Consider the following 15,260-nt stretch of genomic DNA (forward strand, 5'->3'; position numbering starts at 1 on the left):
CCAAAACCCTACCGAAGGTCGCGCCGGGCGCGGTAGTATCGCCCCATCGCGTCGACGAACAGGAGCTTGAGGGCGAACGTGACGAGGAAGCCGACGAGGGTCCGAACCGGGTACTGGCGATACGCCGAACAGAGGGTGTACAGGTACAGCGGGACGTTCAGCACGTTGATTACCTCCGGATACCCCATCCCGAACATCGGGTTGCCGTCGGCGATCCAGGCCTCCTCGCCGAGGACGCCCTCGCTCAGCCAGTTGTCCGTGTCCTCAGGTTCGGGAAACAGGACCGGGTTGAGGACGAGGAAGGCGACCGTCGTCGCGAGTCCTTTCCAGGCGTGGCGATAGAGCGTGAGGAGCAGTGCCGCGCCCCCGAGCATTCGCGTCGCCCCGCTCCAGGGGTTTGTATGTCGGCTCCAAGCCCCCTCGGGCATCGGGCTCGGGACTGCCATACGCCGTGGACGATCGCTGCCGGCAAAACGATTCGTACTCAAGCCGCAGACCTTTGTATCGCGCGGCCGACCCACCTCTATGAGCTACAACGACTCGGGCTACCGGACCACGATCGGTTGGTCGCTGCTCTCGTCGGGTATCGTCACGCTGATCCTCAAGATCATGCCGTTCGACTCGCTGTGGTGGGGGCTGTTACTGATCGCGGCCGGCATCGCCGTCATGGTCTACCGTTAGACGCGTTCGATCAGCTCCGTCGCCCGCTTCTCGGCGGTCTCGCGCACCTCCTTCTCGTCGAGCGTCAGGACCTCCCGGTCACACATCAGCACCTCGCCGCCACAGACCGTGTGGCGCACGTCGCTCCCGCGGACCGCGTAGGCGAGGTGGCTCACGGGGTCGTGAGCGGGCGTGAGATGGGGCTTCCCGAAGTCGATCACGGCGAGGTCCGCGTTCGCGCCCGCCTCGATCCGCCCCGAGTCGATCCCGATCGCCTCGGCGCTTCCCGCGGTCGCCATCCGCACCACTTCCTCGGCGGGGACGGCGGCCGCCGAATCGGCCGCGAGCTTCCCGATCATCGCCGCGTCGCGCATCTCGTCGAAGAGGTCCAGGTCGTTGTTCGAGGCCGCGCCGTCGGTACCGACTCCGACGGAGACGCCCGCATCGAGCATCGCCTGGACGGGCGCCATCCCGCTCGCGAGCTTCATGTTCGAGGCCGGACAGTGGACGACCCCCATTCCGGTTTCGGCGAGCAGTTCGATCCCCCGTTCGTCCGTGTGAACGCCGTGGGCGAGGAAGTTCTTCTCGTCCAGTAGCCCGAGCTCGTCGGCGTATTCGAGGGGGCGGATCCCGCGCTCCTCGACGATCGGCTCGACCTCGTCGCGGGTCTCGTTTATGTGGATGTGGACCGGGACGCCGATCTCACGAGCGCCCTTGACGGCCATCGAGAGACACTCCTCGGAGACGGTGGTCAGGCTGTGGGGCATCACCGCCGTCGAAACCCGTCCGTCCCCCGTGCCGTCGAATTCGCGGGCGATCGCGATGCTCTCCTCGACGTCCTCGCGGGCCTCCTCGTCGTCCTTGCCGACGGTAACGATCCCGTGGCCGATCCGTGCGCGCATGCCCGACTCCCGGACGGCGGCGGCGATCTCGTCCACCTCGAAGTACATGTCGGCGAACGCCGTCGTACCCGATTTGATCATCTCGACGATCCCGAGTTCGGCACCGGCACGCACGTCCTCCGGGGTGAGCTCGGCTTCGGCGGGCCAGATGTCCTCCTGGAGCCACGCGTCGAGGGGTTTGTCGTCGGCGTACCCCCGCAGGAGCGTCATCGCGGCGTGGCCATGGGCGTTCACGAGCCCGGGAATCACCAGACTGCCCTCGGCGTCGAGTCGCTCGTCGCCGCGCTCGGTCTCGCCGACGGCGAGGATCTCGCCCGCCTCCCGATCCACGAGTACGTCGGCGCTCTCGACGGTCATGTCGGGCAGGAGCACCTGCCCGCCCGTTATCTGCAGCGTCGTCATGACAGCCCGTTTCGTCGGCGGCCGTGTCAATCTACCGAGTGCGGGGGACGACGTGGGTCCGACACGACTCCACGTGATTCCATCCAACCGGTCGTTGCCCGTCGCCCGTCGGTTCTTATAGGATGACGGTCCAGGAGAGCGGGATGGAACGGATGGATCACACCGACTGGTTTCTCGGCATGCTCGTCTTCCTGCTTGCGGCGCTCGTCCACGAGGTCGGCTCGGGAAACACGCCGATGCTGATCGTGGTTCCGCTCCTGGCGATCCTCTACGGGCTCCCGGTCTACTTCGGACTCTACACGCTCTCGATTCTGACGACGGACGCCTGAGATCCTCTCCCCCCGCCGAGACACCGCAAGGCAGTTGCCGCCTCCATCGAATGAGGAGGTATGCAGATCGCCGTTCCGAACAAGGGCCGGTTGCACGAGCCGACGATCGAGCTGCTCGAACGCGCGGGGCTCCACGTCGAGAACGGCGCCGACCGGAAGCTCTACGCCGACACCGTCGACCCCGACGTGTCGCTGTTGTTCGCCCGCGCGGCCGACATCCCCGGCTACGTCGCCGACGGCGCGGCCGATCTCGGGATCACTGGGCTGGATCAGATGCGAGAAAGCGGCCACGAGGGCATCGAGGACCTGCTCGATCTGGAGTTCGGGAGCTGCCGGCTCGTCCTCGCGGCGCCCGAGGACGGCGACGTCTCGGCGGTCGAGGACCTCGCGGGCGGCTCGGTTGCCACTGAATTCCCCCGGATCACCCGGCGCTACTTCGAGGAGAGGGGCGTCGACGTCTCGGTCGTCGAGGTCACGGGCGCGACCGAGCTCACGCCTCACGTCGACATGGCCGACGCGATCGTCGACATCACCTCGACGGGGACGACCCTGCGGATGAATCGGTTGGGCGTCGTCGACGACGTCCTCAAAAGCTCCGTCCGGCTGTTCGCCCGCGAGGACGTCCTCGACGATCCGAAGGTCGAGCAGCTCCGCACCGCGCTCGAGTCCGTTCTGACGGCAAACGGCAAGCGCTACCTGATGCTCAACGCGCCCGAGGACCGGGTAGAGGAGATCCGCGAGGCCCTGCCCGGGCTGGGCGGCCCGACGGTGATGGACATCGCAGGCGAGGGGATGGTCGCAGTCCACGTCGTCGTCGACGAGCGCGACGTCTTCGAGACTATCACGCGGGTAAAGGAGCTGGGCGCGAGCGGCATCCTCGTCACCGAGATCGAGCGCCTCGTCGAGTGAGTCATCGAAAGTCGGGGATCGCCACGCGCTCGTCGAGCTCGGCGTCCCCGTAGCGCCACCGAACCCACGCGACGGTCAGCAGGCAGCCCGCGACCATCGCTGCGAACCCGAGCAGGCCGGCCTCCGGGCCGAAGGAGCCGCCGGTCGCCATCTCGGGGCCGCCCTGCTCGATATCGACGATGCTCGCGCCGAAGTCGAGGCCGCTGACCGGGAAGCCGTAGACGGTGCCCTGAAAGAGGTTCCAGGTGATGTGCAGCCCGATCGGGATCGCGAGCTCGCCCGTCAGCAGGTAGCCAAGCGCGAGCATCACGCCCGCAAAGGAGATCGCAAGCGTGCTCACGGTGGTCGCGTTGGGGTTGCTCGCGTGCAGCGCGCCGAAGGCGACCGAGGAGGCGACGGTTGCGAAGGCGATCGCGCCCGCGATTCCGAGGGTGCCCCGGGCACCCTCCGCGAGGTTCGTCAGCAGGTAGCCCCGCAGCAACAGCTCCTCGTAGACGCCGACGATCACGAACAGCAACAGACTCCCGACGACCACCCACAGCAGGGCCTCGCCGGCGAAGACGGCCGTCACTTCGATCCAGCCCGCCGTGAGCTGGACGAGGAAGACGCCGGTCATCAGCAGGCCGCCAAGCGCCAGCCCGAACCCGCAGTCGATCCACCACTCGCGGTCGATCCGCATCCCGAAGTCGGCGAAACGTCGCCGGTCGATATACCGGCCGGCGAGCCAAATCCCCACGACAGCGCCGATCCCGCTGAGTCCTGTCGAGAACAGCATCGAGCCGACGCCGGCGCCCGCGAGCAGCGCGGCGTCGAACAGCGAGAGGACGAGCAGCGGCGGGATCGTCAGCACGGCGGTCGCGAGCACGAGGACCACGACGCCGAGGACCATCCTGATCGGCGTCCGGGGTCTCCCTTCCTCGGCGTTCCAGACGGTCGATTTGAGGTTCATGTCGGTGCGGTTCCGAGCAGCGCGAGCAGGTTCTGCAGGGCGAACCCGAGCAGGAAGCTCACGGTGAAGTGAACGAGGGTGATCAACCCCGCGCGGCGATACGAAACCTCGTAGACCGACTGGACGACGAGCACGTCGGCGACGATCGCGAGGACGGCCGCGGTGATCGGCTGGCCGGCGAGCGTCAGCGAGAGGACGACCGCTGCCGGGGCGAACCCGGCGAGCGCGTTGCCCATCGGGACGTCGCCCAGCACGTACCGTGCGGCGATATGAAGGGTGAGACAGAAGCCGAGCCCGACCACCAGAAAGCTCGCGGCGAGGGTGAGAAGGGCGTCGAGAACCATCCGGCTACTCGAGCAGGCCGAGCTCTTCGAGCCGGGAGACGATCTTGTCGACGGCGTGTTCCGCGTCGACGGGCTGCTTGCCGCCCGTGATCACGAGCTTGCCCGAGCCAAAGAGCAGGGCGACGACCTTCGGCTCGTCGAGTCGGTAGACCAGCCCGGGGAACTGCTCGGGCTCGTACTCGATGTTCTCCAGGCCCAGCCCGATCGCGATCGCGTTCAGGTTGAGGTTGCGCCCGAGGTCCGCGCTCGTGACGATGTTCTGGACGACGATCTCGGGGTCCTCCTGTACCTGGATCTCGAGGTCGCGAAGCTTGTCGAAGACGATCTGGAGGCTCTCGTGGACGTCGTCGGTCGATTTCGCGCCCGTACAGACGATCTTACCCGAACGGAAGATCAGCGCGGCCGACTTCGGGTTCTGGGTTCGGTAGACGAGGCCGGGGAACTGCTCGGGGTCGTAATCGGCGCCCTCGAGGTCCATCGCGACGCTCTGGAGGTCGAGTTCCTGCCCGATACCCGTCGACGCGACCACGTTCTCGATGTTAATAGTCTCCTTTGGGTCCATCGTTCTCTTTATAAGACGTATTTAAGGTTTATAAAGGTTGGTGGCTACCTCCGCGCGAGGTAGGTTGGACTCTCCGCTTCGATCCTCCTGGTATTTCCGATCTACAGAGAGATGGATCTCGGATAGAGGTTGATGACGATGCCACATCAATGTTGTGTGTCCGGCTGATCCGCGGAGGCGACCGGGTTCGTTTCGATCCCGCGTTCACTGATCACACACGGTATGGAGCGATGAAAACCGCCGACATCGGGAATGAACCCACGGAGGGCGGCAGGGGATCGGCCATGAATAGGAACACGGATAGGGGTCGGGACGCCAGAGCTGTCATGGGCGCGATCATCAACGTGCGGCTCCCCGCGGCGGAGGTCGAGTTAGGTGAGCGGGTCGCTTCGCTACCGGAGGTCGTGATCGACGTAGAACAGCTCGCATCCCGGACGAGCGACGACGTCCTCCCGCTTCTCTGGATCCGTGCGGACGATTTCGCGGCCGTCGACGAGGCCCTCGAGGCCGACCCGACCGTCGAGGGATTCGACGTCATCGGGTCGTTCGACCGGCGGCGGCTCTACCGAATGGAGTGGGCCGATGAGGCTGCGTCGACGATCCGGATCCTCGGGACGGCCGGCGGGTACGTCCGGAACGCGAGAGTGGTCGACGGGAAGTGGTCGATCGAGGTCCTGTTCCCCGACCGGGACGACCTCTCCCGGATGTACGACGTCGCGAACGAGGCGGATATCCCGCTGACGGTCGATTCGATCTACGAGCTCAGCGACGAGGATGGCCGGCCCAACGGGCTGACGACCGAACAGCAGGAAACGCTCGTCGCCGCGTTCGAACACGGCTACTACGACGTCCCACGCGAAGTCTCGCTCGTCGACCTGGCCGAGAAGCTCGACATCTCCCATCAGGCCCTCTCCGAACGCCTGCGCAGGGCCCATGAGACGCTCGTCGATGCGTCCGTCAACGGGCACGTCATGGACGGCGCGACCGAGGCGCCGCGGCCGACCGATCAGTAGTTCCCCCGATCCCTTCATTCCATGTGTGTCCCGTTCCCCTTCGGTCATGGTCGCCCGATTATCGTCTAGGAACCTCGCGGGCAGTACTGATAGCTCGTGCCGCCGAGCGCCTTTCAAGGCTACCTGCGACGTTCTCAGTATCGATACTGGCCTACGGCGTTCGGCCGGCCCGAACGCAATGATTTACATATGTATTTGTGTAATTCCCTGCCGCCACCGGCCAGTTCGGATGTCGACGCCGTTCTGGTTGCCCCGTCGAGCTACTAGCTACCCGCCAGTTCGCTATTGCCGGACGAAGCGGATCAATAGAGTCCTCTAATAGCGCTCTCGACCAGTCCTGTTCGGTGTCGGCGAAAACGTGATCCGCGAACGACGGACGTTCACGACTGTTTATTATGCCGGGGGCCCGACCGTGGGTATGACAGGAGCACGGGATCGGCGGGTCAAGTCGGCCGGGACGCTCTTCGACGTGCTGGACGCGGTCCACGCGCTCGAGGGCGCGGGCGTGACGGAGGCGGCGGACCACGTCGGGATCGCCAAGAGCACCGCCCACGACCACCTGAGCACGCTCGTCGAACACGAGTTCCTCGTCAAGGACGGCACGGAGTACCGCGTCGGGCTCAAGCCCCTCCACTACGGGATGGGCGCGAAGAACCGGATCGAGCTCGTCGACGCCGCGGGGCCGTCGCTCGAACACGTCGTCGAGGAGACCGACGAGATCGCCTGGCTCGTCGTCGAGGAGTACGGGCTGGCCGTCTACGTCGAGAAGGCCGTCGGCGAGCGGGCGGTCCAGCCCTACGGCGCGATCGGCAAGCGGGTGCCGTTGCACAACATCGCCGCGGGCAAGGCCATCCTCGCACACCTCCCCGAGGAACGGGTTCGCGCGATCGTCGACCAGCGGGGCCTGCCCGCCCAGACCGAGCGGACGATCACCGACCTCGACGAGCTGCTCGCCGAGCTGGAGACGATCCGCGAACGGGGGTACGCGCGAAACGACGGCGAGACGTTCGAGGGCTTTCGCGCCGTCGCGAGCCCGATCCTCCACGAGGGCGAGCTGCTCGGCTCGATCGTCGTCTCCGGGCCCGAGAACCGACTGCGCGGCGAGCGCTTCGAGACCGAGCTCCCCGATCTGATCACCGGGGCGGCCAACGCGATCGAGCTGAGCCTCGCCAGCCAGTAGCCCGCGTTCCTGGAGCGTCGGGCGCCCTGTGGATGAATGCACCATATTTATTAGGAACATACGAATCGTACAGTGTGGTGGCCATGAACGTACTGGAGGTACTAGCGGTGACGACGATACTGTACTTCGTCGTGGTGGCGGTGTGGGTATGGAAGATCGAAGACATCCTCGAGGCACGCGGCGACGAGCGCCGGGGTGAGGCCTAATGGCCGCGACCGGCGCGGTCGTCACCTACGGCTGGGCCTTCCTCGTCGCCTACGTCGTCTTGATCCTCGGGCTCGGCTACTGGGGCTGGAAGCAGACCAATAGCCAGGACGACTACGCGACCGCACGCGGGGGCTTTGGCTTCCTCGTGCTCGCCCTGGCGTACGCGACGACCGTCGCGAGCGGTTCGACGTTCCTGGGGATTCCCGGGATGGCCTACGACATGGGGTTCAAGGCCGGCTACTACGCGCTGATCTACCCGATCGGTATCTACCTGGGGATGATGGTCGTCGCGCGGATCACCAAGAAGGTCGGCGACCGCTTCAACTCCCAGTCGGTGCCCGACTTCCTCGGCGACCGGTATCAGAGCCCGCTGCTCAGGCTGCTGGCCGCGCTCATCGCGCTGTTCCTGCTGTTCTACATCATGGCCCAGATCGTCTCGGCGGGCTGGATGTTCGACGCGATCCTCGGGGTCCCCTACGAGGTCGGGATCTGGCTGGCCGGCGGGCTCCTGTTGCTCTATCTGGTCGCCGGCGGAAGCCACGCCGACATCATCACCGACGCCGTCCAGGGCGCGATCATGCTCGCGATCACGGCCCTGATCGTGGTCATGTTCGTCACCGGCTACGGGCTCGACGCGGGCGGGATGGGCGCGGTCAACGCCCAACTCGACGCCAACCAGTCGTGGGACACCCACACCAACTACGAGAACCCGATCTTCGCGAACTGGTGGGTGATCTTCCTGTTGTTCGTCGGCCACATCGGCTTCACCGCCCAGCCGCACCTGGGTAACAAGTTCTTCGCGATCAAGGGCACCCAGTACATCAAGAAGTTCATGATCATCGCGGCGATCGTCGGGATGGCGATGCCGCTGATGTTCCTCGGGGGCGTGCTGGGCGCGGCCGAGGGGATCGACATCGCCGACCCCGACGCGATCATCCCCGTGCTGTTCATCGAGACGATGCCCGCGATCGTCGCCGCGTTCCTCGGCGTCGCGATCCTGAGCGCGATCATCTCGACGGCCGACGGGATCATCATCTCGGTCGCTCAGATCTTCGCCAATGACCTCTATCGCAAGACGTACGTCCCCTGGAAGGGCGGCGACCCCGACAGCCCAGAGGTCGGCCAACGCGCGCTGTGGATCTCGCGGGTCGCGACGGTCGTCGTCACGATCGCCGCGGTCGCGGCGGTGACGGTGCCGCCACAGTACCTCTCGGTGTTCATGTGGATCGGCATCGGGGGGATCATCTCCGCCTACAGCGGCCCGTACTTCATCGGCAGCATCGAGGAGTCCACCTCCGCGAAGGCCGCGCTGGTCGGCTTCGTCGCCGGCTTCTCGGTCTACGCCATCATCCATCTCGGCCCGCAGGCAGGGCTGTACGACTCGCTGCTGGGCTTCAGCCTCTACCCCTACAGCGAGAACCCCTACGCCTCGACCGGGATCGGCTTCATCGTGAGCTGTCTGGGGACGTTCGGCGCCAACCGCTTCACCGAGCCGCTGCCGGCCGCGCAGGTCCAGGAGGTCTTCGGGCGCCAGGAAGCGAGCACCGACGGGGGTCGCGAGGAGACCGAATAAGGGATACGGCCCGCCGCGCATCTACCCGCAAATGGAGATCAGGTCGTTCGAACCACGCCTCGACGAGGCCGCCGCCGTCGGTCGCACCGAGCGCCTGACCGTCCCGACCTACCTGCGCTCGAAGCTCCGCGGGCTGCTCGGGCGCTCGCCCGAGCCCGAGTCGATCACGCGGCTGTATTACCCCGACTACATCGCGTATACGACCGTCGAGTTCGACCGGCTCGCACGGGGCGAGAAGACGGTGAAGTTCCTCGCGGCCGTCGACGCGGTCACCGGCCGGGTCGGCGAGGTCGATCTGGAGCTTCCCGAGCGCGAGACGCTCGAGGTTCCCGACGGGCGCGTCCTCCCGATCGAGGTCCCGGAGGAGGGAGCGACCGAGGCGTGGCGTGAGTGGCTCTTTCCCTACCTCGACCGGTCCTACCGTCCGGTCAGGCGTCCCGAGTCCACCCTCGACCGCCTTGAACTCGTTTATACCCCCTTCCTGATCGTCGACTACGGCGAGGAGGGCGAGCGTTATGCCGTCAGCACCCTCACCAAACAGGTCGAGCTGCTCGAGGACGTCGAGGCCCTCGAGGCCGGCTACGACCCCGCCTAGTACCAGGCGGTGCCGCCGTCGACGTTCAGGTCCTGGGCGGTGATGTGGCGGGCGTTCGGGCTCAGCAGGAACGACACCAGCCCCGCGACGTCCTCCGGTTCGACCAGCTCGCCCAGAGCAGCGTCGTCGGTGAACACCTGTCGCTTGGCTTCCTCGTAGCCCACGCCCCGCTCCTCGGCCTGGCGTTCGATCACACGCTCGATCCTCGGGCCCTTCGTCGCGCCCGGGCAGACGGCGTTGACCGTCACGTCGTCCTCGCCGAGTTCGAAGGCGAGCGTCCGGGTGAGCCCGATCACCGCCGTCTTCGAGGCCGTATACGGGGTCCGCCCCTCGAGGGGGCGCTTGCCGCTGATCGAGGAGACGTTCACGACGCTCGCCCGGTCGCTCTCCCGGAGATGGGGCGCGGCGTGTTTCGCCATGAGGAACTGGCCGGTGGCGTTCACCGACATGGTCCGGTCCCACTCCTCGCGCTCGACCTCCTCGATCGGCGCGGTCGGCCCGGCGATCCCGGCGTTGTTCACCAGCGCGTCGATCCCCTCGAACGCCTCGACCGCCTCGTCGATCGTTCCCTCGACCGACGCCTCGTCCGTCACGTCGGTCTCGACCGGCAGTGCGCGCTCGCCCGCGTCCGATTCCTCGGCCGTTTCGTGGATCCCGTCGCTCCGAGCCGCGAGGACGACGTTCGCGCCCTCATCGAGGAGTCGAAGCGATATCTCCCGCCCGATCCCGCCGCTCGCGCCCGTCACGACTACGGTTCGATCCGTGTGCATGCTCCTTTCTACTGGGGCCGGGAGCTAACCGTTATCGGCCTGCCGGGCGCTACCGTACCCACAGCTTTAAGCGGAACCCTCACGATTTTCCGCCCGACAGCATGTGCGCTAACGTCGAGTATCTCAAGGAGGCGGGGAGTGCGTCGATCGAGATCGATCAAGAGGTCGTCGAGTCGGTCCAGGACATCCTGGGGGAGGTCCGCGAGCGCGGCGACGAGGCCGTCCACGAGTTCACCGAGAAGTTCGACGGCGTCGAGCGCGAGCAGTTCCGCGTGAGCGACGAGGAGATCGAGGCCGCCGGCGAGGAGCTCTCGGAGGAAGACCGCGAGGCCATCGACAACACGATCGCGAACGTCCGCGAGTTCCACGAGGAGCAGCGCGAACACGTCGAGGGCTTCGAGCGCGAGTTCGAGGAGGGGGTTACGCTCGGCCAGCGGGTCGTCCCCGTCGAATCCGCGGGCACGTACGTCCCCGGCGGGCGCCATCCCCTGGTGGCCGCGCCCGCGATGTCGATCGTCCCCGCGAAGGTCGCGGGCGTCGAACGTGTGATCACCTGCGCGCCACCCCAGGAGAACGGCACGATCCAGCCCGCCCAGCTCTACGCGATGGATCGAGCGGGCGCCGACGAGATCTACTGCATCGGCGGCGCCCAAGCAGTCGGCGCGATGGCCTACGGCACCGACTCCGTACCGGGGGTCTCGAAGGTCACCGGTCCGGGTAACGTCTTCGTCACCGAGGCCCAGCGCCAGGTCTTCGGTCACGTCGGCGTCGACTTCCTCGCCGGTCCCTCGGAGGTCCTGTTGTTCGTCGACGAGACCGCCGACCCCGAGCTCGTCGCGACCGACCTGCTCGCACAGGCGGAACACGACCCCAACTCCCGGCCGATCCTCGTCTCGACCGACCAGGAGACCGCCGAAGCCTCCGTCGAGGCGTTCCACGACGGGCTCTCGGAGATCCGCACCGCCGACGTCGCCGAGGAGTGCTGGGAGAACAACGGCGAGGTCGTCATCGCCGAGACGATGGACGACGCGCTCGAGGTCGTCAACGACTACGCGATCGAGCACCTCCAGGTGATGATCGACGAACCCCGCTCGGTCATGGACGACCTCCACAACTACGGCTCGCTGTTCCTGGGCGATCACTCGCCGGTCGTCTTCGGCGACAAAGCAGTAGGAACGAACCACTCGCTTCCGACCCTGGAGGTCGCGAAGTACAGCGGCGGCATCACGGTCAACACCTACCTCAAGGTGCTCACCCACCAGGAGGCGACCGAGGAGGGTGCCGCCCGGATCGCGCCGTGGGCCGCGAAGATCTGCGAGCTCGAGGGCACCCACGCCCACCAGCTCTCCGCGGAGGCCCGCCTGCGCGACGACATCAGCCCCGACTACGGCCCCGGGAACTGAGACGGCAGGCAGCTCCGCTCGATACGTTTATGTGACCGCGAGGAAAATCAGCTGTTATACTGGCTAGACTATTCTCAGAGTCGTGTTCGGGATCGGCACGCTGATTACGCGTTCCCGGCGAGAACGGACGTGTATCTGCTGGAGCTCGCCGGCGAGGACGATGCGTTCGCGCGCCGCGAGGCCCGAAGCGCCGCCACCGACGTCTCCCACCTCGCGACCGGGCTGGCGACCGCCCGCGGGATCGACGCCGAGGGGGTTCGGGGGCTCGCTTACACCCACCGTGCGAGCGAGCTGCTCGGGACCTGTGGGGCCGAGATCGACTCCGCACGCCTCCTGGTCGAGCTCGCGGGGATCGATCGCGAGGGCTCCGTGCGCGTGCGCGCCCGCCGAGTACGCGAGACGGACGTCGACACCCAGCGGGCCGAACGCGAACTGGGGTCGGTCCTCGTCGAACGCGGGTTCTCGGTGGATCTCGAGGAGCCGGATCACGAGCTGCGGGCGGTCTTCTCCGAGGACACCTGCGCGCTCGGCTGGCTCGCGGCCGCGAGCCGGCGCGACTTCGCCGAACGCGCGCCGACCGAGAAGCCGTTCTTCCAGCCCGGCAGCATGGACCCGCTGCTCGCGCGCGCGATCGCGAACGTCGCGGGCGCCGCTCCCGGGAAGTCGATCCTCGACCCGATGTGCGGGACGGGCGGCGGGCTCGTCGAGGCCGGGCTGGTCGGCGCGCGCGTCGTCGGCGCGGACGCCCAGTGGAAGATGGTCCGGGGCGCCGAGGAGAACCTCGCCCACTACGGCGTCGAGTTCGACGTGTTCCGCGGCGATGCCACCCGGATCCCGCTTCGCGACGGGACGGTCGACGGCGTCGTCTTCGACGCGCCCTACGGGCGCCAGTCGAAGATCGAAGGGGAGCTACGGGAGATCGTCGAGGGGGCGCTCGCCGAGGCCCGCCGGCTCGCTCCTCGTGCCGTGGTCGTCGCGGACCGACCCTGGGAGGCGGTCATCGAATCGGCCGGCTGGGAGGTCGAGGATCGGTTCGAGCGCCGCGTCCACGGGTCGCTGACGCGGTACGTCTCGGTGCTCGTCTAGCCCGTCAGTCCTCGGCCTCGCGGGCCGCCTCGCGTAGTCGCCGTTCCTCGTCACTTTCTGCCGTCAGATCGGGCACCGGCGTGGGCGAGCCGTCCTCGCCGATCGCGACGAACGTGAACGCCGCCTCGGTGGTGCGGTCGGACTCGCCCGACCGGGGGTCCTCGCGCCACGCGCGGATCCGGACGCGGACGCTCGTGCGCCCGGCGTCGTAGACGTACGCCTCAATGCGCGCGACCTCGCCGATCGGGACGGGCTGTTGGAAGTCGAGCTCGGTCACGGCGGCCGTGACGCAGGACTCGCCCGCGAGGCGCATCGCGCTCATCGCGCCGACCTCGTCCATCCACTTCATCAGGTTGCCGCCGTGGAGCGACTCGTAGTTGTTCGCGTGGTTGGGCTGTACTCGATACCGGTTCTCGATGTGCGTCTCGCTGAGCGTCACCATGGGCTCCTTCGAGTTCGTGCCCGAGGGTAAAGAGCGGCGAGTTCAGTTCGCGCCGAGCTCCGCGAGCAGCTGGCCGAGCTGGATCCGGTCGCTGGTCCCCTCGGTCAGGTCCAGGTCGATCTCGCCGGCCCGTTCGTGGATCGCCGCCAGCTCCTCGCCGCCGTAGCGCGAGCGCGAAACGGTCAGGACGTCCGCGAGCACCTCGCCGCCGTCGTAGCCCTCGTCGATCAGCAGCTCGTCGAGGAGCTTCCGGGCGTCGGTGAACTCGCCGTTCTCGGCGTTGACGAGCATGTCCTCGATCCGGTCGTCGATCCCCACGTCGCCGAGCGCCTCGTAGGCGGCGTCCATCGTGATCCCGCCCTCGGCCTCGGCGGTCGTCTGTGCGCCGAGCACGGCCTTCCTGAGGTCGCCGTCGGCGTAGCTCGCGACGTACTCGATCCCCTCGGAGTCGTACTCCACGCCCTCCTTCTCGACGATCCCCTCGAGCACCGAGACGGTCTCGGCGGTCGTCGGCGCGCGCACGGGCACGGGAAAACACCGCGAGACGATCGGCGCGATCAGCGCCGAGGGCTGGCGGGTCGTGATGACGAACTGGGCGGCCTCGTGATGGCGTTCCATCACCCTCCGAAGGGCTTGCTGGAAGTCCTCGCGGATCGCCTCGGCGTTGTCGAGCAGGATCGTCTTGTAGTCGCCCGAGACGGGCGGATAGCTCGCCGACTCCTTGAGAACGTGGTTGATCAGTCCGGCCTTCGAGGTCTCGCGGCGGCGTTTGGGCGTGATGAACGAGGCAAATCGGGGGTCCTCCGAGAGCTCCTTTTTCGTCATGCCGAAGAAGTCGGCGACGTTGATCTCGACGAGGTCGTTCTCGGAGTCGTGGGCCTCGCGCGCGAGCGCCCGGACGGCGGCGGTCTTGCCCGCGCCCTTCGGGCCGTAGAGCGCGAGATTGATCGGCTCGTCGGCCGCCCGCGCGAGGTACTCCCGGACCCCGTCCTGTGGGAGCTGCGCGATCGTCGGGGCGTGGCTCTCGGTCCACAGCGGCGCGTCCATTAGCGACCCTTCTCGCGGAGCGGATACAAAGGCGTCGCTACGCGCTCGCCTCAGAACGAGAGGGGCTCGGCGTCCTCCCAGCGGGGGGCGAACTCCTCGTGGATCTCGGCGGCGAACGCGGGGTCCTTCAGGTCGATCACGGCGAAGACCTCCCCGGAGCGAAGCGGGTTCGACACCTGCAGGACGACTTCGACGCCGTCGACGAGGTTGAACGTCCCGTCGAGCTCCTCAATCGTCCGGACCGAAAAGGAGGGGTGATCCGAGAGGCGGGTGCGATAGCGCTCGCCGACGCTCTCGGGGAGGCTCGCGACGACCTCGGGGGTCATCAGCACCGAGACCTCGACGCCCCGCTCGACCGCCGCCTCGAGGCGCTCGGTCACGACGTCGCCGATCCGGTCGAAGTCGAACTGGGGCGAGCGGTTCGCGACGACCATGACGATGCTGTCGTCGGCCGCCGCGAGCCGTTCGAGCAGGAGATCGACCGTCTCCTCGTCGCCGACGGCGGCCGTCCAGAACTGCTCCTCGACGGGCTCGGCGGATTCGAGCTCCTCGCCCAGATCGTCGACGATCTCCTCGTACCGGTTGACCGTCTCCTCGGCCTCGCGGCGCTTGTCCTCGAGCAAGCGTTCGAGCGCCGTCTCGGGCTCGACGGCGACGTACTTCTTGGGCCGGCTCGCGGTCTGGCTGCGCACGAGGTTGTGACCCTCGATGCTGTTGAGGACGTCGTAGATCCGTCCCATCGGCACCTCGCTTGCGCGGGACAACTCCTTGGCGGTTGTCGGTCCCGTGTGCAACAGGGACCGATAGACCCGGCTCTCGTACTCCGAAAGACCCAGATCCCTCAGACTGGCCATGTTCCGTTCTACGAACGGAGCCGTATAAACACA

The 15,260-nt window shown here is 67.2% G+C and carries 19 protein-coding genes; 10 read left to right on the top strand and 9 right to left on the bottom strand.

What is annotated here, in order from left to right:
- Nucleotides 1–8: 8 nt before the first annotated feature.
- Nucleotides 9–446 carry a DUF6653 family protein gene (locus WOA58_RS10725; protein ID WP_340604193.1) on the bottom strand — a complete coding sequence of 146 codons (438 nt, stop codon included), beginning with the start codon at nucleotides 444–446 and terminating at the stop codon, nucleotides 9–11.
- A 79-nt stretch (nucleotides 447–525) separates the two neighbouring features.
- Between WOA58_RS10725 and WOA58_RS10730 the strand changes: the two genes are divergently transcribed.
- Nucleotides 526–681 carry a hypothetical protein gene (locus WOA58_RS10730; protein ID WP_340604194.1) on the top strand — a complete coding sequence of 52 codons (156 nt, stop codon included), beginning with the start codon at nucleotides 526–528 and terminating at the stop codon, nucleotides 679–681.
- Here the strand turns inward: WOA58_RS10730 and WOA58_RS10735 are convergent.
- A complete protein-coding gene (locus WOA58_RS10735) occupies nucleotides 678–1,964 on the bottom strand; it encodes an amidohydrolase (RefSeq protein ID WP_340604195.1) in 1,287 nt (428 codons plus the stop codon). The genes WOA58_RS10730 and WOA58_RS10735 overlap by 4 nt on opposite strands.
- A gap of 122 nt (nucleotides 1,965–2,086) precedes the next feature.
- Between WOA58_RS10735 and WOA58_RS10740 the strand changes: the two genes are divergently transcribed.
- Together WOA58_RS10740 and hisG are read left to right on the top strand one after the other, a co-directional pair.
- Complete coding sequence (locus tag WOA58_RS10740) at nucleotides 2,087–2,293, top strand: hypothetical protein (protein ID WP_340604196.1); 207 nt, start codon at nucleotides 2,087–2,089, stop codon at nucleotides 2,291–2,293.
- Between the two features lie 60 nt (nucleotides 2,294–2,353).
- Nucleotides 2,354–3,202 carry an ATP phosphoribosyltransferase gene (gene hisG, locus WOA58_RS10745; protein WP_340604197.1) on the top strand — a complete coding sequence of 283 codons (849 nt, stop codon included), beginning with the start codon at nucleotides 2,354–2,356 and terminating at the stop codon, nucleotides 3,200–3,202.
- Between the two features lies 1 nt (nucleotide 3,203).
- Here hisG and WOA58_RS10750 read toward each other — a convergent pair whose 3' ends face one another.
- From WOA58_RS10750 to WOA58_RS10760, 3 genes are read right to left on the bottom strand one after another with little or no spacing between them, the layout of a single operon-like run.
- The gene (locus WOA58_RS10750) at nucleotides 3,204–4,151 is read right to left on the bottom strand and encodes a CPBP family intramembrane glutamic endopeptidase (protein WP_340604198.1); all 948 of its coding nucleotides are present in this window, start codon (nucleotides 4,149–4,151) and stop codon (nucleotides 3,204–3,206) included.
- Entirely contained in the window at nucleotides 4,148–4,495 is a 348-nt protein-coding gene (locus tag WOA58_RS10755) for a DUF7473 family protein (protein ID WP_340604199.1), read from the bottom strand. The genes WOA58_RS10750 and WOA58_RS10755 overlap by 4 nt, the downstream gene beginning before the upstream one ends.
- A gap of 4 nt (nucleotides 4,496–4,499) precedes the next feature.
- Nucleotides 4,500–5,057, bottom strand: coding sequence for a TATA-box-binding protein (locus WOA58_RS10760; RefSeq protein WP_340604200.1), 558 nt, complete (start codon nucleotides 5,055–5,057; stop codon nucleotides 4,500–4,502).
- 326 nt (nucleotides 5,058–5,383) lie between these two features.
- Between WOA58_RS10760 and WOA58_RS10765 the strand changes: the two genes are divergently transcribed.
- The 5 genes from WOA58_RS10765 (at nucleotide 5,384) to WOA58_RS10785 (ending at nucleotide 9,625) form a co-directional block, all read left to right on the top strand.
- Entirely contained in the window at nucleotides 5,384–6,070 is a 687-nt protein-coding gene (locus WOA58_RS10765) for a helix-turn-helix domain-containing protein (protein ID WP_340604201.1), read from the top strand.
- Between the two features lie 418 nt (nucleotides 6,071–6,488).
- Nucleotides 6,489–7,250 carry an IclR family transcriptional regulator gene (locus WOA58_RS10770; protein ID WP_340604202.1) on the top strand — a complete coding sequence of 254 codons (762 nt, stop codon included), beginning with the start codon at nucleotides 6,489–6,491 and terminating at the stop codon, nucleotides 7,248–7,250.
- Nucleotides 7,251–7,327: 77 nt separating this feature from the next.
- Nucleotides 7,328–7,456 carry a hypothetical protein gene (locus WOA58_RS10775; RefSeq protein WP_340604203.1) on the top strand — a complete coding sequence of 43 codons (129 nt, stop codon included), beginning with the start codon at nucleotides 7,328–7,330 and terminating at the stop codon, nucleotides 7,454–7,456.
- The gene (locus WOA58_RS10780) at nucleotides 7,456–9,030 is read left to right on the top strand and encodes a sodium:solute symporter family protein (protein ID WP_340604204.1); all 1,575 of its coding nucleotides are present in this window, start codon (nucleotides 7,456–7,458) and stop codon (nucleotides 9,028–9,030) included. The genes WOA58_RS10775 and WOA58_RS10780 overlap by 1 nt, the downstream gene beginning before the upstream one ends.
- Before the next feature lie 31 nt (nucleotides 9,031–9,061).
- A complete protein-coding gene (locus WOA58_RS10785; protein ID WP_340604205.1) occupies nucleotides 9,062–9,625 on the top strand; it encodes a hypothetical protein in 564 nt (187 codons plus the stop codon).
- Here the strand turns inward: WOA58_RS10785 and WOA58_RS10790 are convergent.
- Nucleotides 9,622–10,395: an SDR family NAD(P)-dependent oxidoreductase gene (locus WOA58_RS10790; protein WP_340604206.1), complete on the bottom strand. Its 774-nt coding sequence runs from the start codon at nucleotides 10,393–10,395 to the stop codon at nucleotides 9,622–9,624. The two genes, WOA58_RS10785 and WOA58_RS10790, sit on opposite strands and share 4 nt — an antisense overlap.
- A gap of 101 nt (nucleotides 10,396–10,496) precedes the next feature.
- Between WOA58_RS10790 and hisD the strand changes: the two genes are divergently transcribed.
- Both hisD and WOA58_RS10800 read left to right on the top strand, forming a co-directional pair.
- Nucleotides 10,497–11,798 (top strand): histidinol dehydrogenase, encoded by a 1,302-nt coding sequence (gene hisD, locus WOA58_RS10795; protein ID WP_340604207.1) that lies wholly within the window; start codon nucleotides 10,497–10,499, stop codon nucleotides 11,796–11,798.
- 129 nt (nucleotides 11,799–11,927) lie between these two features.
- On the top strand, nucleotides 11,928–12,884 hold the full coding sequence (locus tag WOA58_RS10800; protein WP_340604208.1) for a methyltransferase domain-containing protein: 957 nt from the start codon (nucleotides 11,928–11,930) through the stop codon (nucleotides 12,882–12,884).
- A 4-nt stretch (nucleotides 12,885–12,888) separates the two neighbouring features.
- On the opposite strand, the gene WOA58_RS10805 is transcribed toward WOA58_RS10800, so the two are convergent.
- Genes WOA58_RS10805 through WOA58_RS10815 form a run of 3 tightly spaced genes read right to left on the bottom strand, consistent with a single transcriptional unit; the run spans nucleotide 12,889 to nucleotide 15,227 of the window.
- A complete protein-coding gene (locus WOA58_RS10805) occupies nucleotides 12,889–13,326 on the bottom strand; it encodes an acyl-CoA thioesterase (protein WP_340604209.1) in 438 nt (145 codons plus the stop codon).
- 42 nt (nucleotides 13,327–13,368) lie between these two features.
- Nucleotides 13,369–14,373, bottom strand: a complete 1,005-nt coding sequence (locus WOA58_RS10810) for an AAA family ATPase (protein WP_340604210.1) — start codon at nucleotides 14,371–14,373, stop codon at nucleotides 13,369–13,371.
- Between the two features lie 50 nt (nucleotides 14,374–14,423).
- Nucleotides 14,424–15,227 (bottom strand): TrmB family transcriptional regulator, encoded by an 804-nt coding sequence (locus tag WOA58_RS10815; protein WP_340604212.1) that lies wholly within the window; start codon nucleotides 15,225–15,227, stop codon nucleotides 14,424–14,426.
- Nucleotides 15,228–15,260: the final 33 nt, after the last annotated feature.

The sequence above is a fragment of the Halalkalicoccus tibetensis genome, assembly GCF_037996645.1.
In the GTDB taxonomy this organism is placed as follows: domain Archaea; phylum Halobacteriota; class Halobacteria; order Halobacteriales; family Halalkalicoccaceae; genus Halalkalicoccus; species Halalkalicoccus tibetensis.